Source organism: Microbacterium sp. Beta (assembly GCF_005502545.1).
In the GTDB taxonomy this organism is placed as follows: domain Bacteria; phylum Actinomycetota; class Actinomycetes; order Actinomycetales; family Microbacteriaceae; genus Microbacterium; species Microbacterium oxydans.
This window is the reverse complement of record NZ_SCOG01000014.1, coordinates 36,824-62,608: the sequence shown is the minus strand read 5'-3', so window position 1 is coordinate 62,608 and position 25,785 is coordinate 36,824. Positions and strand designations below refer to the sequence as shown.

Below are 25,785 nucleotides of genomic sequence, written 5' to 3'. Positions count from 1 at the left end.
GGACGCCGCTGCCGGATTCGTCACGATTTCCCGGCGGCTAGACTGGACGCATGCCCGAACCGAAAGTCGCCAGCTTTCCGGCGATCCGCGGTGCACTGAAGTTCTACCAGATCGCGTCGATCATCACAGGTGTCATGCTGCTCCTGCTGTTGACCGAGATGGTGCTGAAGTACACGCCGATCCACCTCGAGCTCTTCATGGGCGGCTCCGGAGGTCCGCTCTGGTTCGCCGGCGTGCTCGCCGGTCCCGACTGCCAGTGGTGGTCGCTGTTCGCCCCCATGACGAACTCCTGCGAGATGACGTCTCTGGGTGACGGCTTCAACCTGTCGCTGTTCATCCTCGTGGCGCACGGCTGGTTCTATGTCGTGTACCTCTTCGCGTGCTTCCGCATGTGGAGCCTGATGCGCTGGCGCTTCCCGCGCTTCATCCTCCTCGCGCTCGGCGGCGTCGTGCCGCTGCTGTCGTTCTTCATGGAGGCGGTCGTCGCCCGTGAAGTCAAGACCTATCTCGCCACCAGGGAGGCCGCCGAGGCCTCCGCCCCCGCCCCGGAAGGTGTCCGTTGACCGAACAGTCCGAGACCCAGCAGCGTCCTGCGCTCGTCGTCGACTTCGGCGCGCAGTACGCGCAGCTGATCGCCCGTCGCGTCCGTGAGGCGGGTGTGTACAGCGAGATCGTGCCGCACACCGCCACGGCAGAGGAGATCGCCGCGAAGAACCCGGTCGCGATCATCCTCTCCGGCGGACCGTCGTCGGTGTACGAGGAGGGTGCCCCCAAGCTCGACCCCGCGGTCTTCGATCTCGGTGTCCCGACTCTCGGCATCTGCTACGGCTTCCAGTACATGGCTCAGACACTGGGCGGCGAGGTCGCGAACACCGGTCTGCGCGAGTACGGCGCGACGGACGCCGTCATCACGGGCGACGGCGGCACGCTGCTCGGCGGCCAGCCGGTGCAGCAGAACGTCTGGATGAGCCACGGCGACCAGGTGGCCAAGGCCCCCGACGGCTTCGAGGTGCTCGCGACGACGGAAGCGACCAAGGTCGCCGCATTCGCGAACCCCGAGCGCGGTTTCTACGGTGTGCAGTGGCACCCCGAGGTCAAGCACTCCGACCATGGCCAGCGTGTGCTGGAGAACTTCCTCCATAAGGGTGCCGGACTCGCCTCGGACTGGAACAGCGGCAACGTGATCGCCGAGCAGATCGAGCGCATCCGGGAGCAGGTGGGTGACGCCCGCGTCATCTCCGCGCTCTCCGGTGGCGTCGATTCCGCGGTCTCGACCGCTCTCGTGCACAAGGCCATCGGCGACCAGCTCACGGCCGTCTTCGTCGACCACGGGCTTCTCCGCAAGGGCGAGCGCGAGCAGGTCGAGAAGGACTACGTCGAATCCACCGGTGTGCGCCTCATCACGGTCGATGCCGCCGACACGTTCCTCGGTCACCTCCAGGGTGTGACCGACCCCGAGGAGAAGCGCAAGATCATCGGCCGCGAGTTCATCCGCGCGTTCGAGAAGGTGCAGCTCGACCTGGTGGCCGAAGCCAAGGCCTCGGGTGGTGCTCCGGTGAAGTTCCTCGTGCAGGGCACGCTCTACCCCGACGTCGTCGAGTCGGGCGGCGGCGCTGGCACCGCGAACATCAAGTCGCACCACAACGTGGGCGGTCTCCCGGACGACCTCGACTTCGAGCTCATCGAGCCGCTGCGCGCCCTGTTCAAGGACGAGGTGCGTGCGATCGGTCGCGAGCTGGGCATCCCCGAGGCGATCGTCGGACGCCAGCCGTTTCCGGGGCCCGGCCTCGGCATCAGGATCATCGGTGAGGTCACCGCTGACCGTCTCGAGATTCTGCGTGAGGCCGACGCCATCGCCCGCGAGGAGCTGACCAAGGCCGGCCTCGACCAGGAGATCTGGCAGTGCCCGGTCGTGCTCCTCGCCGACGTGCGCTCGGTGGGCGTGCAGGGTGACGGTCGCACCTACGGTCACCCGATCGTGCTGCGCCCGGTGTCGAGTGAAGACGCCATGACGGCCGACTGGACGCGCCTGCCGTACGACGTGCTGTCGAAGATCTCCAACCGCATCACGAACGGCGTCCGCGACGTCAACCGCGTCGTGCTCGACGTCACGTCGAAGCCGCCGGGGACGATCGAGTGGGAGTAGGGAGCACGATGCTCCCCGACGCGGCGCCGGCACTTCCCGACGCCGAGTATCTGGTGCTGTCCAGTCGGCTCATCCCCGGCATGGACGGCGGATACACGATCGCGACGCTCACACGCGCCCGACAGCTCGCCGCCGCAGGTGTGGCCGACGGCGCGGGCCCGCAGCTGCTCACGTTCGACCCGGGGACCGTGGCCGACCACGCCGAGCACCGACGGACGTTCGCGGAGCAGGGTGCGCTCGTCGATCCTTCGCGCATGCGGAACCTGTTCGACGAGGCCACGGCTTCCGACGGGGGAGCGGCCGATTGGCTGCGGACAGCCGCAGATCCCGCCGTGAGCGCCGATCCCGATGTGGAGTACCGGGTGCTCACGGATGCCGAGGGGCGACCGTTCGCGGCGCTGCCGGTGATCCCGGGCAACCCGGACTGGCATCTGAGCGAGGAGCCCGTGCTCGTCTACGACGCCGCGGGCCAGGTGACGGGAGCGCTGCACGGCTTCCGCGGCCTCTATCGAGCCTGGCTCGACCACGTGACCGCGGCCTTCGGCGACCGACGGATCATCGTGATCTGCGAGTCCAGGCAGCTCGGCGAGCTCATCGCGGACTGGTCCGACCCGCGCGTGCGCATCCTGCACACGATCCACACCATGCACGTGGAGGCGCCGTACACGCCTGATGCCCCGATGAACACGCTCTGGACGCGGTGGTTCCGGCTGGCCGACCGGTTCGACGCCGTGATCTGGCCGACCGCCACGCAGCGCGATGACGTCGTGTCGCGCTTCGGTGCATCGGCTCGACACGTCCTGGTGCCGAACCCCATCGCTCCGGTCGACCGTAGCGACGACCTGCGCGAGGAGGGCCTCGTGGTGGTGCTGGGGCGCCTCGCCCCCGGAAAACGCGTCGATCAGGCGATCCGCGCCTTCCTCGCGGCCGACGTGCCTGGCACCCGCATGGAGATCTGGGGCGGCGGCCCGGAGGAGGAGCGGCTGCGCGCGTTGATCGCGGAGCTCGATGCGGGAGATCGTGTGCGCCTCGCCGGCTACACGGATTCACCGGGAACCGTTCTCGATCGAGCCGCGATGATCGTCACCGCGACCGCCTTCGAGGGACAGCCGCTGTCGATCGTCGAGGCGCTCCTGCACGGTGCCCCGGTGGTGTCCTACGACGCCCGGTACGGTATCCGGGATGTCCTGGAACAGGGCGGTGGCGTTCTGGTGCCGAGCGGTGACGTCGAGGCGCTGGGACAGGCGATCCGCGCACTGCTCACAGACCCCGATCGACTTGCGGCTCTGAGCGCCGAAGCCCCGTCGGTCGCGGCCGCGTGGAGCCCGCAGCGCTCGCTCGACGCCCTCACGGCAGTGATCGCCGAAGCCGCCGCGCGCCCGTCCCGTCGCGCCTGACTTCCCGACACCAGAGCTTCTCCGTCGCTCGGACAGAATTTCTCGGAGAGAATTCCGGAACGATGTCGATCCGCGGCGTTCCCGTTCGACGTCCTAGATGAGAGGGTCGAGAGACGGCCCATCGAACAAGGAGAACACCATGAAGTTCATGCTCATCATGCGCGCGACCGACGAGGCTGTGGAGGCGTACAAGGAGATGCCCTTCGAGCAGGTCATCGAGGCCATGGGCAAGTACAACGAATCCATGATCAAGGCCGGTGTGCTCGTGGCCGGTGAGGGACTGACCGACGCAGCCGAGGGCTTCGTCGTCGACTTCAGCGCCGAGAAGCCGCTGATCACCGACGGCCCCTACGGCGAGACCAAGGAGCTCTTCAACGGCTTCTGGATCATCGAGGTCCCCACGCGCGAAGAGGCGGCGGAGTGGGCGAGCCGTGCTCCTCTCGGACGAGGGTCGTACCTCGAGGTGCGTCGCGTGACCGGCGTCGAGGACTTCCCCGCAGACAACGAGTGGATCCAGAAGGAAGCGGGCTGGCGCGAGGACGCAGAGCAGCGCGCGCAGCAGTGACGGACGAGCAGCGATGACGCCTCCCGTGCACAGCGAGACGGCGCGCTCGGCACCCGATCCCGGGTCGGCGGAGCGCGCCGTCGCCGCGGTGTGGCGCATCGAGTCGGCGCGTATCGTCGGCGCGCTCACCCGGATGGTGGGTGACTTCGGGCTCGCGGAGGACCTCGCCCAGGAAGCGTTGATCGATGCGTTGCAGCAGTGGCCGGTCGAGGGGGTTCCGCGTAACGCCGGGGCATGGTTGACGGCGGTCGCGAAGCGCAAGGCCATCGACCGGTGGCGTCGCCAGGAACGACTCGACGACAGGGTGGCCCTGCTCGCGCATGACCTGGAGCGGGAACAGGCGGAGGGCGGCGACCTGCTGTGGGATCCGGATGCCGTGGATGACGACGTGCTGCGACTGATCTTCATCTCCTGCCACCCGGTGCTCGCCAAGGAGGCTCAGGTCGCTCTGACGCTGCGTGTCGTCGGCGGGCTGTCGAGTGAGGAGATCGCCCGTGCGTTCCTGGTGCCGACGGCGACCGTGCAGCAGCGCATCGTCCGCGCGAAGAAGACGCTCGCCGCCGCGAACGCTCCGTTCGAAGTGCCGCCCCGTGAGGAGCGGGCTCAGCGCATCGGTGCGATCCTCGGGGTGCTGTATCTGATCTTCAACGAGGCGCACGCCGCGAGCAGTGGGCCTGAATGGATGCGTCCTGAGCTGAGCGACGAGGCCATCCGCCTCGGCCGGGTGCTCGCCGCTCTCATGCCGCAGGAACCCGAGGCGCACGGTCTGCTGTCCCTGATGGAGCTCACGGCGGCCCGGTTCGCCGCGCGGGTGGACAGACATGGAGATCCCGTGCTGCTGGCCGATCAGGATCGCAGGCGCTGGGACCGGGGTCGTATCGCGCGGGGCCGGGCCTCTCTCGCCACCGCCGATGCGCTCGGCCGCGGCCGGGGGACGTACTGCCTGCAGGCGGCGATCGCGGAGTGTCATGGTGTGGCGGCGTCGGTCGACGAGACGGACTGGGATCGGATCGTCGTGCTGTACGAGGCGCTGGGCCGCATCTCCCCGTCACCGGTGGTGGAGCTCAATCGAGCGGCGGCCGTCGCGATGGCAACCGGCCCTGCGTCCGCGCTGCGCATCATCGACGAGCTGGCGAGTTCCGGGGCGCTGCGCGGCTACCATCTGCTGCCGGCCACTCGGGGAGAGCTGCTGCGTCGACTCGGTCGCGAGGAGGAGGCCCGCAGCGAGTTCGCCACCGCGGCGGCGCTCGCCGGCAACGATCGGGAGCGCGCACTGCTGGAGCGCAAGGCGCAGGGCGCACAGAAATGACCCGCCCCCTTCGGTAGCGTGATGCTGCCGAAGGGGGCGGGCGTCTGGATCCGGGGGATCGTCAGTCGTTGACCTTCTGGCCACGGCCGGCGATCAGGCCGTAGATCAGCAGGACGATGATCGAGCCGCCGATGGCGAGGAGCCACGTACCCAGGTCCCAGAACTCGGTCAGCGGACGGTTGAGGATCAGGCTGCCGAGCCAGCCGCCGAGCAGCGCACCCACGACGCCGAGAAGCAGCGTGATGAACCAGCCGCCGCCCTGCTTGCCGGGAAGGATCAGCTTGGCGATGGCACCGGCGATGAGGCCGAGAAGAAGAAAGCCGAGAAAACTCATGGTCAGCTCCTGTGATCGGGAGCCCCGGGGTGCCGGGGCTTCTTGTCCACAAGCCTGCCGAAATCCGGATCCGAGTGCCAACCCCTTGCGCGTGCACCCCCGGATATGCCAAGAGGCCCGACTCCCTCGTGGGAGACGGGCCTCTGCGACTGTGGCGACGCGGTCGCGTCAGTTGTTGCCGCGGGCGATCGCGATGATGCGCAGGATCTCGACGTAGAGCCACACGACAGTGACCATGATGCCGAAGGCGCCGAGCCAGCCGTACTTGCGGGGAGCGCCATTGCGGACGCCCTGCTGGATCTGATCGAAGTCGAGCACCAGCGAGTACGCGGCCATGATCACGACGAGGACGCCGATGATGAGGCCGAGCGGGATGCCGAAGATCTCCTGGCTGAACAGACCGAACGCGTTGGTGTTCACGCCCGTCCACATGAGGACGAGGTTCAGGAGCGAGAAGACCAGGTAGCCGATCATCGCGATCATGAAGATCTTGGTGGCCTTCTTCGAGGCGCGGATCTTGCCGCTCGCGAAGAGCGCGAGGGTCACACCGACGACCGAGATCGTCGCGAGCGTCGCCTGGAACACGATGCCGGGCCACTGCACCTCGAAGAACGCCGAGATGCCGCCGATGAAGAGACCCTCGAAGGCCGCGTAGGCGAAGATGAGCGCGGGGCGCACCTTCTTGCGCGACGTGAAGGTGATGACCATGGCGAGCACGAAGCCGCCGAGGGCTCCGATGGCCCACGGCAGCACGTTGACGGCAGCGGGGTTGTACGGGTTGTAGCGGGGGACGTCGAGTCCGCCGAGCGTCAGCACCCAGCCGATCGCGGCGGTGACGAGCAGGATGCCGAACAGGCCGGCGGTCTTCCAGACGGTGTCCTCGACCGACATGCGGTCGGTCTCGATGGCGCCGGCGGGCGGTGCCGCGTACATGCCCTCGAGCTGTGCGTTGGCCGCAGCGTCCATCGCCCCGTGCTGGAGCGAGGCGCTCTGCGCGCCCTGGGCAGCCTGAGGTCCGCCCGGGTACGTCGCGACGTTGCGCGGGTCCTGCTGCTGGAAAGCAGGGTTGTTGAAAGCGAAGTTGCTCATTGGTGGGCCTCACTCCAAAGGGGGGTAGTAGGTCTCTTTCCTCCACGATACTCGGCAGGGGGCGCCGCCGGGGTGTTCTACGCTGAGAGCGTGCCCAGGAATTCCCCCCTCGTCATCGGGCACCGCGGTGCGCCCGGCTATCGTCCGGAGCACAGCCGCTCCTCCTACGAGCTCGCCCTCGCCATGGGGGTGGATGCGGTCGAGCCCGACGTCGTGGCGACGAAGGACGGTGTGCTCATCGTGCGTCACGAGAACGAGATCTCGGGCACGACCGACGTGGCGGACCATCCGGAGTTCGCCGACCGCAAGACGACCAAACGCGTCGACGGAAACGCGCTGACCGGCTGGTTCACCGAGGACTTCACCTGGGCGGAGCTGTCCACCCTGCGTATCCGGGAGCGTCTGCCGGAGGTGCGGGCCTCGAGCGCGAGTTTCGACGGCGCTCAGCAGATCCTGCGACTGCGCGACGTGCTCGACATCGTGCGTGAGGGTTCGGCGGAGCACGGACGCGAGATCGGCGTGGTGCTCGAGGTCAAGCACGCCACGTACTTCGCGAGCATCGGCCTCGAGCTCGCCCCGCTCATCGACCTCGAGCTGCACGACGCCGGATGGGCCGAGGGCGAGCTGCCCCTGGTGATCGAGTGCTTCGAATCGACCGTGCTCGGGCAGCTGCGAGAGCGCGGGATCTCGGCCTCGTACATCTATCTGATCGAGGCGTCGGGGCGTCCCTACGACCTGCTGGTGGCGGAGGGCAAGCGTGCGCTGACCTATAAGGAGACGGTCGCGCCGAAGGGGCTCGACGCTCTGGTCGGTCGGGTCGACGGCATCAGCGTGAGCAAGAAGATGCTGCTCGACCGTGGCAATACGATCGTCGCCGATGCGCACGCGCGCGGACTGCAGGTCTTCACGTGGACGTGCCGACCGGAGAACGCCTTCCTCGCCGCGGAGTTCCGAGGTCCCGGCGGCCGCGGGGAGTTCGGCGACTATGAGGCGGAGTGGGGCGTCCTCGCCCGTCAGGGCATCGACGGGGTGTTCGTGGACCATCCGGACCTCGGCGTCGCCTTCTTCCGCGGCTGAATCGTCTCCGACCGCGTCAGAGCGGGCCGAGCACGCTCTTCACGTCGTCGTCGAGCGTCAGCGTGCGCAGAGGTTCGAGGATCTCCCGTTCCTCGAACCGGAAGTGCGATTCCATGATCGCCGCGATCCCGTCGAGGTGCCCGCCGATCGTCGCCGCGTCATCCCCGCGCTCGGCCGCACTGCGCAGCGAGGCGAGCAGGTGGGCGAGCATCGAGTGATCCTGCATGAGCTTGTCGATGACTCCGCCGAGCTCGGGATGCTCGGCGCGCAGGGAAGGGAAGAGCTGCCGGTCCTCGGCGCCGTGGTGACCGTCGAGGGCGGCGCAGAAGCCGATGCAGTAGAGAACGAGCTCCGACGTCGCATCCGGCACGTCCGCACCCCGGCCGAGCGCGTCGCGCGTGGCAGCGAGGGCAGCGCGCAGACGGGAATGCGCCGACCGGAGTTCCTGATCCCAGGCGATCAGGCGGGCGGCATCCATCGGGCCAGTGTAGATCGGTTCAGTGCAGGAGACGTCCCGTTCAGAGTGTGCGGTCGAAGGCCCCGCGCCGCGTGGAGACGATCTCCTTGCCCAGCGGCATGAGGGAGACGGGGACCATCTTGAAGTCGGCGATGCCCATCGGGATGCCGATGATCGTGATGCACAGCAGGATGCCCGAGACGATGTGGCCGATCGCGAGCCACCAGCCGGCGAGGATCACCCAGAGCACGTTGCCGAGGAACGATCCGACCCCGGCGGTCGGCTTGCTGATGACCTCTCGTCCGAAGGGCCAGATCGCGTAGGCGGCGATGCGGAACGAGGCGATCGCCCACGGGATCGTGATGATCGGGATGCACAGCAGGATGCCGGCCAGGACGTACCCGAGGAACAGGGCCCATCCGGCCAGGATGACCCAGATGATGTTGAGGATCGTGCGCATGAGCCGATTGTGTCACCACCGCCCCGCCGGGACTGAGCATCCGCCCGGAGGTCCCGGCCGAGACCGTGTGCGGATGCAAGACTGACCGCATGACCGGAATCGTTGTGCAAGACGTCAGCAGAGCATTCGGGACGGTGCAGGCGGTGAAGGGGGCCACTCTTCGTGCGGAGCCGGGGCGCGTGACCGGCCTCGTTGGTCCGAACGGTGCGGGCAAGACGACGCTGCTCCTGATGCTCGCCTCCCTGCTCGCTCCCGACGCGGGGACGATCAGCATCGGCGGTGTCGACCCGTCGGTCGACCCGCTCGCCGCGCGACGTCTGCTCGGCTGGATGCCGGACGCGCTCGGCGCCTGGCCGTCGCTCACAGCTCGCGAGACCATCGTCACGACCTCCCGTCTGTACGGGATCGAGAAGCCCGATGCCGAGGTCCGCGCCCAGCAGCTGCTCGCCCTCGTCGGTCTGGCCGACCTCGCTGACTCCCCGGCCAAGGTGCTCTCCCGTGGCCAGAAGCAGAAGCTCGGACTCGCGCGTGCCCTCGTGCACGATCCGCAGGTCCTTCTCCTCGATGAGCCGGCCTCCGGCCTCGACCCCGAAGCGCGGGTGCAGTTGCGCGTGCTGCTGCGCGGCCTCGCCGCCGAGGGGCGCACCGTGCTGATCTCCAGCCACATCCTCTCCGAGCTGGACGAGGTCGTCGACGACGCGGTGTTCCTCGTCGCCGGCTCCGTCGTCGACGCTGCGCCGGCACAGCGCGTGATGCGGGCCTGGCGGGTGCGTCTCGCCGGCGCGACGGAGGAGCGGACGAAGGCCGACGCATGGCAGGTGGCATCGACCCTCGGCATTGCGCCCGAATCGCTCGGACAGGATCGCGGTGCCGTGCTCGTCCGCCTGGAAGGGGAGGGGGCTGCGGCGCAGGCACTGCGGCACCTCGTCGAGGCGGGACTCCCGGTCGTCGAGTTCGCGCCGGCGCAGAGCCAGCTCGAGCACACCTTCCTGAACCTGCAACAGGCGTCACCGCCCCCAGCACCCACCGGAACGGAGGCGGGCGCATGAGCCTCGCGAACATCGGCATCATCGCCCGACTGGAACTGACCCAGCGGCTGCGCAGCGTCGGGTGGTACGTGCTGCTCGGCGTCTTCGCTCTGGTACTGCTCGGCGTCACGGCTCTGTCTTTCGCCGTGTACTCGTGGGGCGACGCGATCGGCGCCGGCGTGTACTCGATCGTGGTCAACGTCGTCCTGCTGCTGGTCGTGCTCGTCTCGCCGACGCTCAGCGGCAACGCGATCAACGGCGATCGGGATGCCGCCACCCTCGCCGCGGTGCAGGTGACCGCCGCATCGACCGGTGACATCATGCTGGGCAAGCTCGTCGCTGCGGTCGCCACCGGCGGTGCCTTCCTGGTCGTGGCGGTTCCGTTCCTCGGGCTCTCCCTGCTCGGCGGAGGCACCAACCCCGTCGTGCTGCTCGTCTCCCTGCTCGTGCTCGCGGCCGAGATCATCATCGTCGCCGCGATCGGCGTGGGCCTGAGCGGTCTCATCGCGCGCCCGCTGTTCTCGGTGGCGACGACGTATCTCGTGGTCGCCGCCCTCGTGTTCGGAACGCTGATCGCGTTCGGACTCGGCGGCATGGCGGTGCGCGGCGAGGCCACCGTCTACTCCCGCCCGTACGACGCGAACGGCAACCCCGAATGCGATCGCTGGGAGGTGAACAGCATGCAGGAGGTGCCGCGATTCGATCTGGTCTGGTGGACCCTGTCGGCGAACCCCTTCGTCGTGCTCGCCGATGCCACCCCGACCGAGTATGCGACCGGTGGCTACCCCGTCGACCTGTTCGGTCAGATCAAGTACGGCCTGCGCAGCGCCCAGCAGTCGCCGCTCGAACAGCGCTGGGACGCCTGTGACCCCGATGGCGGATACCGCACACCGCAAGAGGTCATCGAATCGACGGTGCCGAGCTGGTTCGTCGGACTCGGAGTGCAGGTCGTCATCGCCGGCTCGCTGTTCGCGGGGGCATGGGCGCGCACCCGCACCCCCGCCCGGCGTCTGCCCCCTGGCACGCGAATCGCCTGACGGGAATCGCCACCTCCTGTTCACCTGGTGTGCACTCGAGGGATCCTCGGCGGCCATCCGGGGTCGCTGGTCTGGGCTGGTACCCGACTGAGTCCCGTCCGGACCGTCCTCGCGTCCCGCGGAGGCTGCCGGCCCAGCCACCCAGGAGTCCTCCATGCCCCGCATGCATCGTGCAGCGGCGGTCACGGCGGTGTGCGCGTTGAGCGCCGCCGCCCTGCTCGCCACTCCCGCCGTCGCGATCGGCGCCGATCCCGGCATCCGTCCGACCGAAGCGATCTCGGCTGCTCCGAGCCTCGTGCTGAACGAGATCGTCTACGACGACGCGGCTAGCGGCCTCGCCGATCAGGTCGAGCTCTACAACGCCGGCGCCGAGACGATCGACCTCACCGGCTGGACCATCGCCGACGAGAAGCGCGACAGCTTCGGCAAGGCGCCGGATGGCACGTCTCTCGCACCGGGGGAGTTCCTGGTGCTCGTGAAAGACGTCGACTTCGCCTTCGGACTCGGCAAGGGCGACGAGGTCGTGCTGTTCGATCCGAGCGGCGCCGAAGCGGACTCCTATGCGTACGAGAACACCGCGCCGTTGTCGGTGTGGGCACGCTGTCCCGACGGGACGGGGCCGTGGGCACCTGCGACGACGGTCACGCCGGGCGCGCCGAACGACTGCGCGGTCGCTCCCGTCGCCGGCTCCATCGTCGTCAACGAGGTCGACTCGCAGCCGGCCGACTGGGTGGAGTTCTTCAACCCCGGCACCGCAGCACTCGATATCTCGGGCTACGAGATCCGCGACAACTCCGACGATCACCGCTGGCAGTTCCTTCCGGGAACGCAGATCGGAGCGGGACAGTTCCTCGTCGTCGAGGAGGGGACGATCGGCCTCTCCGGAGGCGTCGAGGTGGCCTTCCGCGAGCCGATCGGCATCGGCAGCGCCGACCGCATCCGGCTCTATGACGCCTCGGGCGCGATGATCGACGACACGCTGCCCTGGCAGGGCCACGCGGCGATCGACGGCGACTTCGCCGCGGCGACCCTGGCTCGCTGCCCCGACGGCGTCGGGGCGTTCGTGCTCGCCCACCCGACTCCCGGTGCGACGAACTCGTGCGTCATGCCCGACGTCGTGATCAACGAGATCGAGTCGAACGGCGACACCACCGACTGGGTCGAGATCGTCAACACCGGGGCCACAGCGGTCGACCTCTCCGGCTGGACCGTGATGGACAGCGACCCGACGGGGCACGCCGCCGAGACCACGCCGCTCCCGTCCGGGACGATCCTGCAGCCGGGCGGCTACTTCGTCTTCGACCAGCCGGAGAACTTCGTCTTCGGCCTCGGTAACGGCGACACCGTGACGATCCGCGACGCGAACGGCAACACGGTCGATGAACACGTCTACACCGCGCACGCGGCCGGCGTCCTCGCCCGCTGTGCCGATGGCGTCGGGGACTTCGTCGACATCGCGGTCTCGACCAAGGGGCTGCGCAACGCGTGCGGCAACCCGGTGCGCATCAACGAGGTCGAGTCCGACGGCGGCTCGCCCGACGATTGGGTGGAGCTCGTGAACCCGACGGACGCCGCGCTCGATGTGTCGGGCCTCGTGGTGAAGGACGACGATGACGCGCACGCCTACGCGATCGCGGACGGCACCACGATCGGAGCGGGGGAGTACCTCGTGATCGAGCGGGCTCAGCTCGGCTTCGGACTCGGCGCGGGCGATGCGGTGCGGGTGTTCGACGGAGATCTGCTCGTGGACTCGACCTCGTGGGGCGATGGCCACGCCGCGACCACCTGGGGCCGCTGCCCCGACACCACCGGCGCCTTCGCCGTCACCGCTGCTTCCACGAAGGGTGTCGCGAACGTCTGTGCCGGCGAGGTCGCCGTGGGAACGTGGCCAGGCTCCGCCGAGGTGCGCGTGGTGGACAGCATCCCGACGTTCCTCGAGGACAGCTCTGGTCTCGACGTGCAGGAGACGGCCGACGGGGCGTTCCTCTGGGCGGTCGACAACGGCGAGGGGCGCATCTGGAAGCTCGAAGCACACGCCGACGGCTCGATCACGAAGGTCGACGGCTGGGACGCGGGCAAGCGGGTGCGCTTCCAGAAGGATGCAGCGAACCCGGGAGCCGCAGGTCCAGACACCGAAGGCATCTCGGTCGACGGAGACGGCTTCGTCTACGTCGCATCCGAGCGAGACAACAGCGCCAAGGGCGTGAACCAGAACGTGGTGCTGAAGGTCGACCCCGACGCCTCGCCCGGCGATCTCGTCGCCCAGCAGGAGTGGGACCTGACCTCGCTGCTGCCTGCGGTCGGGGCGAACCTCGGCATGGAGGCTGTGCAGTGGGTTCCGGACTCCGCGCTCGCCGGAAAGCTCTTCGATGACCGGAAGAGCGCCGCATACGACCCGAAGGACTACGCGGGACACGGGGGCGGGCTGTTCCTCGTCGCGGTCGAGGACAACGGTCATGTGTACGCCTTCGCGCTCGGCTCCGACGGCTCGGCGACGCTGGTCTCGGAGATCGCTCCCGGCCTCGCCGGAGTGATGGCGCTCGACTACGACAGCGTGCGCGACAGCCTCTGGGCGGTGTGCGACGACGGGTGTCAGGGGCGCTCGGCCGAGATCACGCTGAACGGCACCGCACACCCGGGCATCGCGCACTATGCCCGCCCGGCTGGAATGCCCGACATCAACAACGAGGGCTTCGCCACGGCGCCGGCCTCGCTTTCGGTCGACGGGCAGCGGCCGGTCTGGTGGTTCGCCGACGGTTTCGCCTCGGAGGCGCTGCGCACCGGGACGCTCCCCGGTGGTGGCGGCACTCCCGGAGGAGAGATCCCGCCGCTTCCCGGCACGGAGCTCGTCGACGGCAACCGCGGTGGTCTGACCGTCGATCCCGCGGTCGCGACGCGAGGCCAGACGGTCACGATCACCGTCGACGCGAAGGGCGCTGGCACGGACGTCGCGATATGGATGTACTCCGATCCGACGCGTATCGCGACGGGCGCGCTCGCGGAGGGCGGCACCATCGCGGTGAGGATCCCGGCGGATGCACCGCTCGGGGCACATCGGATCGCGGTGTTCGATGCGAGCGGCGCTCTCCTCGGCTGGGCCGACATCCGGATCTCTGCGGAAGCGGGAGCGGGAGCAGGGGCCGGTGCAGGAGCCGGCGCAGGTGGGCTCGCGGCCACCGGATCCGAGCTTCCCCTCGCGGCTGCAGTCCTGGCGCTGCTGCTGCTCACCGCCGGCGCGGCGACGATGGGACGTCGGCGGCGCGGGGCCTGAGTCGTGAGCGGGGGTGCGATCTGCTCGTGCCCCCGCGCACCCGCGCACCCGCGCACCCGCGCCATCTTCCTCCAGGGGGTGCGCGCACGACGCCCGACCGACTAGACAGGGTGTGAGCGCGGGGAACCGCATGAGAGGACGTCGATGAGCATCGCATTCCTGCTGACCACGCTGGTGATCGTCGCGACGCCCGGCACCGGCGCCGTCTACTCCATCGCCGAGGGCATCTCCCGTGGGCGCAGAGCGGGCATCATCGCCGCATTCGGCTGCACGCTCGGCGTCATCCCGCACATGATCGCGGCGATCACGGGGCTGGCCGCGATCCTGAACGCCTCCGCCGTGGCATTCGAGACGATCAAGTGGATCGGCATCGCCTATCTGCTCTTCCTCGCCTGGCAGACGCTGCGCGACAAGTCGCTGATCCAGGCCGAAGAGGATCCTGCTCCGCGCTCGTCGTGGCGCGTGATCGGCACGGCGGTGCTCATCAACGTGCTCAACCCGAAGCTCACGATCTTCTTCTTCGCCTTCCTCCCTCAGTTCGTGCCGTCGCAGGCGCCGGACGCCGCCTGGCAGATGGCAGGACTCAGCCTCGTGTTCATGGCCCTCACCTTCGTGGTCTTCGCGCTGTACGGCATCTTCGCCGCCACGATGCGCACCCAGGTGCTGGGGCGGCCGAGGGTCGTGACCTGGTTGCGCCGCTCCTTCGCCGCGACCTACGTGCTCCTGGCCGGACGCCTTGCGCTGGAGACCCGGTAGCGTCACCTGCACGCGCAGTCGCTGCACGCCTCCGGGGAGGCGAGGTTCCGTGCCGTGGTGTCGGTGCCGACGCCTAGACTCGTAGGGCCATGACCGAAGCTCCTCTCATCGTCCCCTCCACAGCCGGTCCTCGCTCGTCGGGAACCCCGGGGCAGGACGATCTCCTCGCCGGCCTCAACCCTCAGCAGCTCGAGGCCGTCACCTATCGCGGCCCGGCGCTGCTGATCGTCGCGGGCGCCGGATCGGGCAAGACCAGCGTGCTCACCCGCCGCATCGCCTCGCTGCTGCGCAGTCGGGAGGCGTGGCCGAGCCAGATCCTCGCGATCACCTTCACGAACAAGGCCGCCGGCGAGATGCGCGAGCGTGTCGAAGGGCTCATCGGCGACGCCGCGCGCGGCATGTGGATCTCGACCTTCCACTCCGCATGCGTGCGCATCCTGCGTCGCGAGGCCCAGCAGTTCGGATTCACCAAGAACTTCACCATCTACGACTCCGGCGACTCGCGCGCGCTCATCAAGCGACTCGTGAAGGAGCACGAGGCCGATGCGTACGGGCTCACCCCCGCCGCGGTGCAGGGTCGCATCTCCAAGCTGAAGAACGAGCTGTCCGATGCCGAGGGCTATGCGCGTCAGGCCAACATGTCGGATCCCGCCGAGCGCGTATTCGTCGAGGTGTTCGCCGACTACCAGCGGCAGCTGCAGAAGGCCAACGCCTTCGACTTCGATGATCTGATCGGCCAGACCGTCTACCTGTTCCGCGCCTTCCCCCAGGTGGCGGACACCTATCGCCGCCGGTTCCGGCACATCCTGGTCGACGAGTACCAGGACACCAACCACGCCCAGTACGCGCTCATCCACGAGCTCACCCGGCCGGTGTCGGGCGCGGGTGCGGCATCGGAGCCATATGCCTCGAACGGCATGATGATCTTCGAGCCCGACCCCGAGCCGGCACCGGGCGCCGGTGAGGCCGGGGCGTCGCTCACGGTCGTCGGTGACTCGGACCAGTCGATCTACGCCTTCCGTGGTGCCGACATCCGCAACATCAGCGAGTTCGAACGCGACTTCCCCGGAGCGAAGGTGGTGCTGCTCGAGCAGAACTACCGTTCCACCCAGAACATCCTGTCCGCCGCGAACGCCGTGATCGGCAACAACTTCGACCGCAAGGACAAGAAGCTCTGGAGCGACAAGGGCGACGGTGACGCCATCATCGGCTTCACTGGGTATTCCCAGCACGACGAGGCGCAGTTCGTCGCCGACGAGGTCGAGGCACTCCACCGCAAGGGGATGCCGTACTCGGAGATGGCCGTCTTCTATCGCACGAACTCGCAGTCCCGCGCGCTGGAGGAGATCTTCATCCGCTCCGCTGTGCCGTACAAGATCATGGGCGGCACGAAGTTCTACGAGCGCGCCGAGATCAAGGACGCGCTCGCCTATCTCGTCGCTGTCGCCAACCCCGCTGACGAGATGTCCGTCCGCCGCATCCTCAACAAGCCGCGGCGCGGCATCGGCGATGTCACGGAGACGGCGATCGCCCGCTTCGCAGAGGAACACGGGATCTCGTTCCGAGACGCCCTGTCGCTTCCTGGCCAGCTCGGCGTCGGCCCGAAGATCCAGGCCGCGATCGCGCAGCTCGACGCGGCGCTCGCCGAAGCGACGGCGATCATGCTGCCGGCGACGGGCGAAGTGCCGCCGCCCACCTCGGTGGCCGATGGGCTCAGCCTGCTGCTGTCGAAGAGCGGCTACCTCGACGCGCTGCGAGCCAGCCGCGACCCGCAGGACGAGGCACGCGTCGAGAACCTCGACGAATTCGTCGCCGTCACGCGCGACTTCGCCCGGAACAACCCCGAGGGCACCATCACCGACTTCCTGACCGAGGTCGCCCTGGTGTCCGACGCCGACGATCTCGACGACGAATCCGGCTCCGTATCGCTCATGACGATGCACACCGCCAAGGGCCTGGAGTACGACGCGGTGTTCGTCACCGGCGTGGAGGAAGACCTCATCCCGCACCGCATCTCGGCGGGAGAGCCCGGAGGGCCGCAGGAGGAGCGTCGACTGTTCTACGTGGGGATCACCCGCGCCCGCAAGCGCCTGCACCTGTCCTTGGCGATGACCCGCGCGCAGTTCGGCGAGGTCACGGTCGCGATGCCCAGCCGCTTCCTGCAGGAGATCCCCGCGAACCTGATCGACTGGCGGCAGTCCCCGGGCGACGTCAACTCGCGCGGCGGGATGCAGTCTCGTGCGCTGAACGCCCGTCGTCAGGGCGGTTTCGGCGGATCGGGCTCCGGAGATCGCTTCGCGGTGAAGTCGTTGCCGGGGCGAGACTCCTTGAAGCCGCTGTCGACCGCCATGGACAAGTTCCCCAACAGAGTCACGGACAAGATGCGCGACAACGGCGACCTCGAACTCGCCGCGGGCGACCGCATCCGTCACGTCGACTTCGGTGAAGGACGGGTGGACGCGGTGACCGGCGAGGGCGCGAAGCGCATCGCTCACGTGCGGTTCGACTCGGCGGGACAGAAGAAGCTCCTCATCAAGGTCGCGCCGATCGAGAAGATCTGACCCCGTCCCGGTGCGCCCGCGTCGGCGGAGCCTCGGGAGGGAGCGCCGTGCGGATTGCCGGTTAGGCTGGCTCATATGGCCCTCTTCTCCCGCCGCAAGAAGTCCGGTGACGATGCCGTCGCCCCCACCGCCGAGGCCGTCGAGCCCCGCACAGCGCAGGGGGATGACCATCCCGCCGAGAGTGCGCTCTCCGAAGGCACGGCGTCAGAGAGCGCGACGTCCGACAGCGTGACGTCGAACAGCGCGACGTCGGACAGCACCGTCGACGAGCAGCCCGCTGCGGCGCCGTCGATCGGGATCTCGGTGCAGGCGTTCCGAGGCGTCGGTGCGGAAGCGGGTCCTGAGGTCGAGCTGCCGTCCTCCGACGCGCCGTCGAACCCGCAGACGCCGCCCGCAGCTCCGGCCGCGCCGCAGACCCCGCCGCGTCCTGCCACCCGGCCCGAGGCGCCCGAGGAGCGGCGCCTGCCCCTCGCGTCCGCGCTGCCGCCGGAGCAGACCGAGACGGTCCCCGGCATGAAGGACAACGTCCTGCTGCGTGAAGCGCTCACCGAGATCGAAGCCGGCGCGACCAACGATCAGCTGCTCGGGGTCATGCGTCAGGCGCTCCAGGGGCACCTCTACATCCGCGTGAACGGCGACGCGCGTGCACAGATCAGCGAGGGCAAGGCCCTTTCGGTCGCGGTCGTCCGAGACAGCGAGGACCGCCAGTACATGCTGGCGTTCAGCTCGGCGGGCGCCGTGCGTGATTCCGTGCAGCTCGAGGCCGACCCCTCGTCGACCTCGGCGGTCGCTCAGCCGGTCACCTCGGTGCTGCAGCAGGTCGTGTCCGGTGACTTCGCCGGCCTCATCGTCGACAACGCCTCGGCTCCGCACCGCGTGGTCTTCCCGACCGAGCTCCTGCAGAAGACTCTCGAGCAGGCCGACGTCGACATGACGGTGAAGAGCATCCTCGCAGCCCCTCGCGAGCAGGACTCGGCCGTCAAGGTCGGGGAGGCACTCGCGACCACGCGGATGTGGGTCGCCGTCAACGACGGTTCCGGCGGCGGCCCCGTCGGCATCGCCGAAGCCCAGACGACGGACGGACGCCGATTCCTGCAGCTCTTCTCGCACCCGCTCGAGGTCATCGCCCTCGGCCGCGGCGACCGACCGCTCCCGTTCGCACCCGAGCAGCTCGCGAAGGTGCTCACCAGTCACGCCGACATCGCCGGGGTGATCGTCGACTCGGCCGGTCCCTCCATCGTCGTCGAACGGGATGCGCTCACGCCGGTCCTGGTCCTCGCCGTCGACCTCGGCGACTGACCCAGATCTGCTGACCTGATCCGGCCCCCGCGCGCTGCGGAGCGAGCGGGGTTCCGTCCGTCCTGGCTGCACCCTAGGGTCGGAACATGGCCTCAGAACGCGTGACCCTGACCGTCGCCGACCTCGACGGAGAGCGCGAGGTCGCGCTCTCCAGCCCGAATCGCGTGGTGTGGCCCGACCTCGGCATCACCAAGGCGGAACTGGCCGAGTACGTGCAGCTGGTCGCCGGCCCTTTCCTGGCCGCCAACGGCAACCGCCCGGTGTCGCTGGAACGGTTCCGTGACGGTATCGGCCCCTCCGGAGGGGCCAGAGCGGAGGGCTTCTTCTCGAAGAACCCGCCCAAGGGGACGCCGGATTTCGTCGATGCCGTGACCGTCACCTACAACAGCGGGCGTCGACACCCGCAGATCGTCCTGAACCGCGCCAGCGCGATCGTCTGGGCGGTCCAGATGAACACGATCGTGTTCCACCCGTGGGCATCGCTCGCCTCCGACCCCGACGATCCCGTCGAACTGCGCATCGACCTCGACCCGCAGCCGGGCACCGACTTCGCAGACGCCGTGACAGCCGCCCACACGCTGCGCGAGGTGCTCCGCGAGGCCGGACTCGAGGCCTTCGCCAAGACGAGCGGCAACCGCGGGCTGCATGTGTTCGCGCCGATCGAACCGACTCACGAGTTCCTGGATGTGCGTCACGCGGTGATCGCCGCCGGACGCGAGCTCGAGCGGCGGATGCCCGAGCAGGTCACGACGAACTGGTGGAAGGAGGAGCGGGGCGAGCGCATCTTCGTCGACTTCAACCAGGCCAACCGCGACCGCACGATGGCGGGCGCCTACAGCCCGCGTGCCCTGCCGGGAGCGACCGTCTCGACACCGGTGGCGTGGGAGGAACTCGACGGCCTCGACCCGACGGCGTTCACCGTCCGGAGCATTCCGAAGCGCCTCGATGACATCGGCGATCCGTGGGCATCGCTGCAGGACAGCCCAGGACGCATCGACACGCTGCTGGAGTGGTGGGAGCGCGACAAGGAGAACGGGCTGGGCGAGCTGCCCTTCCCGCCGGAGTTCCCGAAGATGCCCGGCGAGCCCCCGCGGGTGCAGCCGAGCAAGAAGGTCGCGGCGAACTGGGACGACGACGGCACCCCGGCCGAGAAGGGCTGACCCCGCCGTCGAGTCTGGGATGTCAGCGCACGACGGTTTCAGCTAGCGCTTTTCAGCTCAGGACGTCTGCGAGGTCGTAGCCCGCGACGGTCTCCAGCTGCTCGTAGGTGCACGAGCGGGCATCGCGATCGGGCCGCCAGCGCTCGAACTGCACGGTGTGACGGAAGCGAGCGCCTTCGAGCTGGTCGTATCGCACCTCGAGCACGCGCTCAGGACGCAACCGCACGAACGAGACATCCTTCGATCCGCTGAACCGCGATCGCTCGCCCTCCGCGGTCACGGCTTCGCCCGCCTCATCGCGCTCGACCAGCGGGGCGAGCTCCTCGACGAGTTCTTGCCGACGGGCATCGCTCCACGCCGCCACACCGCCGACCTGGCGAAGAGTCCCGTCCTCGTCGTACAGCCCGACCAGGAGGGAGCCGACGCCCGAGCCGGACTTGTGGACGCGGTAGCCGAGCGCGACCACGTCGGCTGTGCGGGCGTGCTTGATCTTGAAGAGCGTGCGCTTGCCGGGTGCGTAGGGCTGATCGAGCGGTTTCGCCACGACGCCGTCGAGTCCGGCTCCCTCGAACTCGGCCAGCCAGCGCACCGCGGCTTCGCGATCGCGGGTCGCGCGGGTGAGGTGCAGCGGGTGCTCGACGGTCTCCAGGAGCGTCTCGAGGCGCACTCTTCTGGTCTCGAACGACTGGGTGAGCAGATCGTCCTCGCCGGCGGCGAGCAGATCGAAGGCGATGAACATCGCCGGTGTCTCGACGGCGAGCTTCGCCACGCGCGAGGCGGCGGGATGGATGCGCTGGCTCAGCGCCTCCCAGTCCAGTCGCTGCGATCCGTGCGGACCGGTGGCGACGACGATCTCTCCGTCGAGCAGACACGGTTCAGGCAGCAGCTGGGGGATCGCATCGACCAGTTCGGGGAAGTAGCGGGTCAGCGGTTTGGCGCCCCGCGAGCCGATCTCCACCGTCTCGCCGTCCCACGCGATGAGTCCGCGGAAGCCGTCCCACTTCGGTTCGTACAGCAGCCCACCCGGGGTCTTCGCGGGGTCGGGCACCGCGGGCACCGCTTTGGCGAGCATCGGCGCGGGGATGTCGTAGCGCATGCTCCCATCCTGGCTGCGCGTGATCGGCGAGGGAAGAGGGGCGGTCAGCCGTACAGGTCGGAGAGCGCCGCGGGTTCTCCCGCATCCCGCAGCGCGGTGCGAGCGGCGTGCCAACCGGCCATCCCGTTCACGGACGGACCGGGGGGCGTCGAGGCGGAGGCCAGATACACGCCCTGCATCGGGGTGCGCCACGGGGCGGGGGAGAGCACCGGGCGACGCAGCGCCTGACGGATGTCGAACACTCCGCCGGAGATGTCGCCGCCGATCTCGGTCGGGTTGATCGCCTCCCGCGACGACGCCGGCACCGCGTGATGCGCCAGGATCAGGTCGCGGAAACCCGGGGCGTAGCGCTCCACCTGCGCGGTGATGAGCTCTGTGGGGTCGAGGTCGGAGCCCGGAGGGACGTGGATGTAGGCCCAGAACACGGCCTTCCCGGCGGGAGCACGGGAGTCGTCGAGGACAGAGGGCTGCACGGCGAGCACGTAGGGGCGATCGCTCACGTGGCCTGCGGCGACGGCGTTCTCACTCGCCCAGACCTCCGCGCGGGTGCCCCCCAGGTGCACGGTGGGTGCGCCGGCGACGTCGGGGTTCGTCCACGGAACCGGGCCGTCGAGGGCGAAGTCGACCTTCGCGGCACCCGGGCCGTAGCGATAGGAGCGGACGGAGCGGGCGTAGCCTGCGGGGACGTCGGGGTGCGTGAGTGCGAGTCGCGGCGAGGTGTTGAGCAGCAGCAGGTCGCCGCGCTGCGGGTCGCCCCAGTCCAGCGTCGCGAGATCGGAGACGGGGGTGCTCGCCTCGATGGTGCCGCCGTGGTGTTCGAGGTCGGCGACCATGGCGTCGGCGATGCGCTGCGCACCACCGCGCGGATAGGGCCAGCCTCCCGCGTGACCGAGTGCGGCGAGCAGCAGCCCTGCGGCAGCGCCCGCTAGCGACGGCTGCGGGGAGTTCGCGTGCGCCACCACCCCCGACATCAGTGCGGCGGCCTCCTCCGTGCGGAATGCCGCGGCGGCCAGGGGCGTGCCCTGATCCAGCATCCGCAGGGCGTAGCGCACGGCGGTCACCGGATCGCGCGGGATCCGGAGCAGCTGATTGCCCGTGAAGTCGACGACCCCCTCGATGTGCCGGCTCAGAGGCCGCAGTCGGGACAGCCAGGCTCCGCCGTCGACGCCGAGCTGTGCCGCCGTGCGATCGATATCGCGCCATGCCACCGCCGCACGTCCGTCGTCGAGGGGATGCGCGTAGGACGCCTCCGGCCGGATCCACTCGATCCGCCGATCGAGACCGAACGCCTGGAAGAACGGAGAGGAGAGGGCAGCGGGGTGCACGGCGGAGCATACGTCGTGCTGGAAGCCGGGGAGCGTGGATTCGCGGGTACGGACCCCGCCGCCGATCGTGTCCGCGCCTTCGAGGACGCGCACCGTGTAGCCGGCACGAGCGAGCGACACCGCCGCCGCGAGGCCGTTCGGGCCGGATCCGATGATCGTCGCCTGAGCCATGACGTCAGTTTGGCACGTATACGAGGAGAAAACGGTCGGCCGCACCCCTCGCGGCGTGGGATCCTGGAAGGGATGAAAGAAGTACAGGGCCCGACCCCCGCAGGCACCTCCCGTCCATACCGTTCGCTCCCGGAGGCGCTGCGCGCGCACCGCATCGACCCGTCGAACCACGCGTTCATCACGGCGATCGTCGAGGCCATCGGGATCAGCTCGTTCATCGACCGCGGTCGATACATCGAGGCGATCCGTCGTGGCGAGGGAGCGTCCCTCCACATCGGCCGCACCTACACGAACGGCTTCACGGAAGACGAGCGACTCATCGTCGGTTCCGCACCGTTGCGACTGCAGCCCAGCGAGGGGCGCCCGCCGTACTTCTACGTCAGTCACCCGAGCGAGTTCATCCCGCTGACTCCGCAGCGTGCGGCGAAGCGTGCGACGACTCCTCGCGTCTCCGCCCCCCCCGCGCGGAGAAGGCGCCGAAGCCCGTCGAGGAGCGCGACTACGGCGTCTGCGACGTGTGCTTCATGGTGAAGACGCCGTCCGGCGGCTGCGGCTGCGACTGAGCGTGAGCGTCGCGCTCGGACCCGAGGCGGATCGACCGGTGATCCGGCTCGCCGACCTGTCCGGAGCCGATGCGCACGAGGTCCGCGCTGCGGTGCGGGCATATCTGCTGCAGACCGAGCGTGAGAAGAGGCAGCAGGAAGGCAGCAGCGCGCCCGATCCCTCCGGAGCACTTCCCGAGCGCTATCGCCGCGAGATCGATCACCCCTCAGCGGCCTACGCGGGTCACCGCGTGCGTGTGGCCCAGCTCGGCGATCGCGTCGTCGGGGTCGTCGTGCTCTCCGTGAGCGACGACGTGGCCGAGATCAAGCGCTTGTGGGCGGTGCCGGAGGTGCGTGGCCGAGGCGTCGGGTCCGCACTGCTCGACGCCGCGCTCCACGACGCGCGCGACCTCGGCGCCGCGCGGGTGCGCCTGTCGGTCTGGGACTGGCGGGCCGGGCCGGTGCGCCTCTATGAATCGCGAGGCTTCGAACGCGTCCCGTCCTGGGACGAGCGTGCGCGCCTCGTGTGCATGGAGCTGTCTCACACCGCGGGCTGAGACTGTCGGTATCGGCCGGGGGTCATCCCGACGAGCGGCGTGAACTGCTCGATGAACTGGCTCGTCGTCGCCCAGCCGCACGCGGCAGCCGTCCCGGTGACCGAAGCTCCGTCCGCGAGCAGGACGAGTGCGCGGTGCACCCGCAGCTGGAGACGCCATTGCCGATAGCCCATCCCGGTCTCCTGCTGGAACAGGCGGCTCAGCGTCCGTTCGGCCGTACCGGTGCGCATGCCGAGCTCACCCAGCGGCACGGGGCGGGCGAGGTCGTGCTCGACGATGCGCGCCGCCCTGCGCAGTCGCGGATCGCGGGGCTCCGGCAGATGCAGCGGCTGCTCCGGCGCCGTCACCGCCTCGTCGACGACGACATGACGCAGATGGTCCAGTGCGCTGGAGCTGCGGGGGCGGTCGGACGTCATCGCGAGCAGCGCCTCCCGCGCAAGAGGCGTGGCGACGAGAACGGCAGGAGCGGAGGGCAGGAGTGCTGCGAGTTCGTCGTCCAGGTGCACGATGCGCATGTCGGTGCGACCGTGCGCACGATGGCGATGCTCGGCGCCGGCGGGCACCCAGGCCATGCGCGTGGAGGGCGCGATCCAGGCTCCGTCGTCGGTGAGCAGGGAGAGGACACCGGAGGCGGCATGCACCAGATGTCCGAGCGGATGAGCATGACGCGGAGATGTCTCGGCGTGCGCGAACCGGTAGGCGCCCTCCAGGGGGAGAGTGGTCAGCGCGTCGAAATCGACCAGGTGCAGGTCGACCATTCGAGATTGGCGGGTATTCGACATCAGACTGTAGTGTACGTGTTTCCTGACGCACGGCGCGGATGCTGGACTCGAAGCATGACCACCATGCAGGAACCGTTCGACACCGCCCCGACCCCACTGACGCCGTCCGTTCGTCGTGGTGGAGTCCTCGCCGGGATCTATGTCGGCGTCGGCCTGCTCCTGATCGCGCTGAACCTCCGCATGGGCGTCGCCTCGGTCGGGCCCGTGCTCCCCGCGATGGAGCGGAGCCTCGGGCTCCCGGCAGCCGCGGCAGGACTGCTGACCACGATCCCGGTGTTCGCGTTCGGCGCCTTCGCCTTCCTGACGCCGGCGCTGACGCGCTGGGTGGGCCTGCATCGGCTGCTCGCCCTGACCATGGTCGTCGTGGCGATCGGCATCGGCGTCCGCCTGCTTCCCTCACCCGTGGCGTTGTTCGGCGGCACTGTGCTGGTCGGCGCGGGCATCGCAGTGGCGAACGTGTGCATGCCCGCTGTCATCAAGCAGGACTTCGCCCACCGCGTCGGGCTCATGATGGGGCTGTACTCGACCGCGCTCTTCCTCGGTGCTGCGGCGGCTGCGGCCCTTACGGTGCCCTTCATGACCGCTCTCGACGGTTCCTGGCGTGGTGCCCTCGCGGTCTGGGCGATTCCCGCCGTGCTCGCGCTGGTGGTGTGGCTGCCGTGGGCGTTGCGCGGGGTCCCGGGAGCGCCGGTCCGCTCGCCCGCGACAGGCGCTCCCGCGGATGCGATCGTCGAGCCTCGAGACGAGCCGCGGATGTCGGTTCTGCTGCGTGATCCCGTCGCCTGGGCGGTCACCGGATTCATGGGGTTGCAGAGTCTGAGCTACTACGCAGCGCTGACCTGGATCCCGACCATGCTGCAGGACGCCGGCGTGCCGGTGTCCGAGGCGGGACTGCTGCTGTCGTACTCGAGTCTCCCGGGGATCGCCGCCGCGCTGCTTGTGCCGACGATGCTGCGACACCTGCGGCCGAGCTGGCTTCCCGTCCTGCTCTCCGCACTCCTGTGCGCGGCAGGTCTGATCGGCCTTCTGGTCGCGCCGGGCGGAGCCGCGCCCTGGGTGTGGATGACCCTCCTCGGACTCGGTCAGGGTGCGGCCATCGCGCTGTCGCTGACCTACATCGTGCTGCGTGCCCCCGACGCACAGCACACCGCGCACCTGTCGACCATGGCCCAGGGGATCGGCTACCTGCTGGCAGGGCTCGGCCCGATCGGTCTTGGCGTGCTGCACGCTGCCGTCGGAGGGTGGGGCGTCCCCGTCGTGGCGCTGGTCCTGCTGCTCGGCGTCCAGGCCGTGGCCGGGGCGGCAGCGAGTCGCGAGCGCCACGTGCGCGCGCGGCGCAGGTGAACCGGTCCTCGCGGACGGAGGC

Annotated in this window: 23 protein-coding genes; 16 read left to right on the top strand and 7 right to left on the bottom strand. The window is 69.2% G+C overall.

Annotation, left to right across the window (positions count from 1 at the left end):
* The first annotated feature begins 50 nt into the window (after nucleotides 1-50).
* From FFS56_RS13775 to FFS56_RS13755, 5 genes are all read left to right on the top strand, one after another.
* Nucleotides 51-563, top strand: coding sequence for a DUF3817 domain-containing protein (locus tag FFS56_RS13775; protein ID WP_021198891.1), 513 nt, complete (start codon nucleotides 51-53; stop codon nucleotides 561-563).
* Nucleotides 560-2,146, top strand: a complete 1,587-nt coding sequence (guaA, locus tag FFS56_RS13770; RefSeq protein ID WP_058632651.1) for a glutamine-hydrolyzing GMP synthase — start codon at nucleotides 560-562, stop codon at nucleotides 2,144-2,146. Before FFS56_RS13775 ends, guaA begins: the two co-directional genes overlap by 4 nt.
* 8 nt (nucleotides 2,147-2,154) lie before the next feature.
* Nucleotides 2,155-3,543, top strand: coding sequence for a glycosyltransferase (locus FFS56_RS13765; RefSeq protein WP_127011891.1), 1,389 nt, complete (start codon nucleotides 2,155-2,157; stop codon nucleotides 3,541-3,543).
* A gap of 139 nt (nucleotides 3,544-3,682) precedes the next feature.
* Nucleotides 3,683-4,108: a YciI family protein gene (locus FFS56_RS13760; RefSeq protein ID WP_046748798.1), complete on the top strand. Its 426-nt coding sequence runs from the start codon at nucleotides 3,683-3,685 to the stop codon at nucleotides 4,106-4,108.
* Between the two features lie 13 nt (nucleotides 4,109-4,121).
* Nucleotides 4,122-5,417, top strand: coding sequence for an RNA polymerase sigma factor (locus FFS56_RS13755; RefSeq protein ID WP_127011892.1), 1,296 nt, complete (start codon nucleotides 4,122-4,124; stop codon nucleotides 5,415-5,417).
* 61 nt (nucleotides 5,418-5,478) lie between these two features.
* On the opposite strand, the gene FFS56_RS13750 is transcribed toward FFS56_RS13755, so the two are convergent.
* Nucleotides 5,479-5,751, bottom strand: a complete 273-nt coding sequence (locus FFS56_RS13750; protein WP_045263759.1) for a GlsB/YeaQ/YmgE family stress response membrane protein — start codon at nucleotides 5,749-5,751, stop codon at nucleotides 5,479-5,481.
* 168 nt (nucleotides 5,752-5,919) lie between these two features.
* Nucleotides 5,920-6,840: a Bax inhibitor-1/YccA family protein gene (locus FFS56_RS13745; protein WP_046748800.1), complete on the bottom strand. Its 921-nt coding sequence runs from the start codon at nucleotides 6,838-6,840 to the stop codon at nucleotides 5,920-5,922.
* A gap of 90 nt (nucleotides 6,841-6,930) precedes the next feature.
* On the opposite strand from FFS56_RS13745, the gene FFS56_RS13740 reads away from it, so the two are divergent.
* A complete protein-coding gene (locus FFS56_RS13740) occupies nucleotides 6,931-7,917 on the top strand; it encodes a glycerophosphodiester phosphodiesterase family protein (protein ID WP_127011893.1) in 987 nt (328 codons plus the stop codon).
* A 16-nt stretch (nucleotides 7,918-7,933) separates the two neighbouring features.
* Here the strand turns inward: FFS56_RS13740 and FFS56_RS13735 are convergent, their stop codons facing one another.
* Together FFS56_RS13735 and FFS56_RS13730 are read right to left on the bottom strand one after the other, a co-directional pair.
* A complete protein-coding gene (locus tag FFS56_RS13735; protein ID WP_046748801.1) occupies nucleotides 7,934-8,395 on the bottom strand; it encodes a hemerythrin domain-containing protein in 462 nt (153 codons plus the stop codon).
* A gap of 40 nt (nucleotides 8,396-8,435) precedes the next feature.
* Nucleotides 8,436-8,834: a YccF domain-containing protein gene (locus FFS56_RS13730; protein ID WP_046748802.1), complete on the bottom strand. Its 399-nt coding sequence runs from the start codon at nucleotides 8,832-8,834 to the stop codon at nucleotides 8,436-8,438.
* An 89-nt stretch (nucleotides 8,835-8,923) separates the two neighbouring features.
* Between FFS56_RS13730 and FFS56_RS13725 the strand changes: the two genes are divergently transcribed.
* The 7 genes from FFS56_RS13725 to ligD all read left to right on the top strand — a co-directional run bounded on the left by FFS56_RS13725 (nucleotide 8,924) and on the right by ligD (nucleotide 19,946).
* Nucleotides 8,924-9,883, top strand: coding sequence for an ABC transporter ATP-binding protein (locus FFS56_RS13725; RefSeq protein WP_046748803.1), 960 nt, complete (start codon nucleotides 8,924-8,926; stop codon nucleotides 9,881-9,883).
* A complete protein-coding gene (locus FFS56_RS13720; protein ID WP_046748804.1) occupies nucleotides 9,880-10,899 on the top strand; it encodes an ABC transporter in 1,020 nt (339 codons plus the stop codon). The genes FFS56_RS13725 and FFS56_RS13720 overlap by 4 nt, the downstream gene beginning before the upstream one ends.
* Before the next feature lie 154 nt (nucleotides 10,900-11,053).
* Nucleotides 11,054-14,170 (top strand): lamin tail domain-containing protein, encoded by a 3,117-nt coding sequence (locus FFS56_RS13715; protein ID WP_127011894.1) that lies wholly within the window; start codon nucleotides 11,054-11,056, stop codon nucleotides 14,168-14,170.
* Nucleotides 14,171-14,314: 144 nt separating this feature from the next.
* Nucleotides 14,315-14,926: a LysE family translocator gene (locus FFS56_RS13710; RefSeq protein ID WP_046748806.1), complete on the top strand. Its 612-nt coding sequence runs from the start codon at nucleotides 14,315-14,317 to the stop codon at nucleotides 14,924-14,926.
* 89 nt (nucleotides 14,927-15,015) lie between these two features.
* The gene (locus tag FFS56_RS13705) at nucleotides 15,016-17,487 is read left to right on the top strand and encodes a UvrD-helicase domain-containing protein (protein WP_137772185.1); all 2,472 of its coding nucleotides are present in this window, start codon (nucleotides 15,016-15,018) and stop codon (nucleotides 17,485-17,487) included.
* A gap of 75 nt (nucleotides 17,488-17,562) precedes the next feature.
* Nucleotides 17,563-18,786 (top strand): SseB family protein, encoded by a 1,224-nt coding sequence (locus FFS56_RS13700; RefSeq protein WP_052748786.1) that lies wholly within the window; start codon nucleotides 17,563-17,565, stop codon nucleotides 18,784-18,786.
* 86 nt (nucleotides 18,787-18,872) lie between these two features.
* Complete coding sequence (ligD, locus tag FFS56_RS13695) at nucleotides 18,873-19,946, top strand: non-homologous end-joining DNA ligase (RefSeq protein WP_127011896.1); 1,074 nt, start codon at nucleotides 18,873-18,875, stop codon at nucleotides 19,944-19,946.
* A gap of 52 nt (nucleotides 19,947-19,998) precedes the next feature.
* On the opposite strand, the gene FFS56_RS13690 is transcribed toward ligD, so the two are convergent.
* Nucleotides 19,999-21,042 (bottom strand): ATP-dependent DNA ligase, encoded by a 1,044-nt coding sequence (locus tag FFS56_RS13690; RefSeq protein ID WP_127011897.1) that lies wholly within the window; start codon nucleotides 21,040-21,042, stop codon nucleotides 19,999-20,001.
* A 44-nt stretch (nucleotides 21,043-21,086) separates the two neighbouring features.
* Entirely contained in the window at nucleotides 21,087-22,538 is a 1,452-nt protein-coding gene (locus FFS56_RS13685) for an NAD(P)/FAD-dependent oxidoreductase (protein WP_046748810.1), read from the bottom strand.
* Between the two features lie 72 nt (nucleotides 22,539-22,610).
* Here FFS56_RS13685 and FFS56_RS13680 point away from each other — a divergent pair, with 72 nt between their 5' ends.
* Both FFS56_RS13680 and FFS56_RS13675 read left to right on the top strand, forming a co-directional pair.
* Complete coding sequence (locus tag FFS56_RS13680; RefSeq protein WP_137772186.1) at nucleotides 22,611-23,069, top strand: hypothetical protein; 459 nt, start codon at nucleotides 22,611-22,613, stop codon at nucleotides 23,067-23,069.
* Nucleotides 23,056-23,637 (top strand): GNAT family N-acetyltransferase, encoded by a 582-nt coding sequence (locus FFS56_RS13675; RefSeq protein WP_212742671.1) that lies wholly within the window; start codon nucleotides 23,056-23,058, stop codon nucleotides 23,635-23,637. The genes FFS56_RS13680 and FFS56_RS13675 overlap by 14 nt, the downstream gene beginning before the upstream one ends.
* On the opposite strand, the gene FFS56_RS13670 is transcribed toward FFS56_RS13675, so the two are convergent.
* Nucleotides 23,622-24,419: a helix-turn-helix transcriptional regulator gene (locus tag FFS56_RS13670; protein ID WP_127011899.1), complete on the bottom strand. Its 798-nt coding sequence runs from the start codon at nucleotides 24,417-24,419 to the stop codon at nucleotides 23,622-23,624. The two genes, FFS56_RS13675 and FFS56_RS13670, sit on opposite strands and share 16 nt — an antisense overlap.
* A gap of 54 nt (nucleotides 24,420-24,473) precedes the next feature.
* Here FFS56_RS13670 and FFS56_RS13665 point away from each other — a divergent pair, with 54 nt between their 5' ends.
* Nucleotides 24,474-25,763, top strand: coding sequence for an MFS transporter (locus tag FFS56_RS13665; protein WP_046748812.1), 1,290 nt, complete (start codon nucleotides 24,474-24,476; stop codon nucleotides 25,761-25,763).
* Nucleotides 25,764-25,785 lie beyond the last annotated feature (22 nt).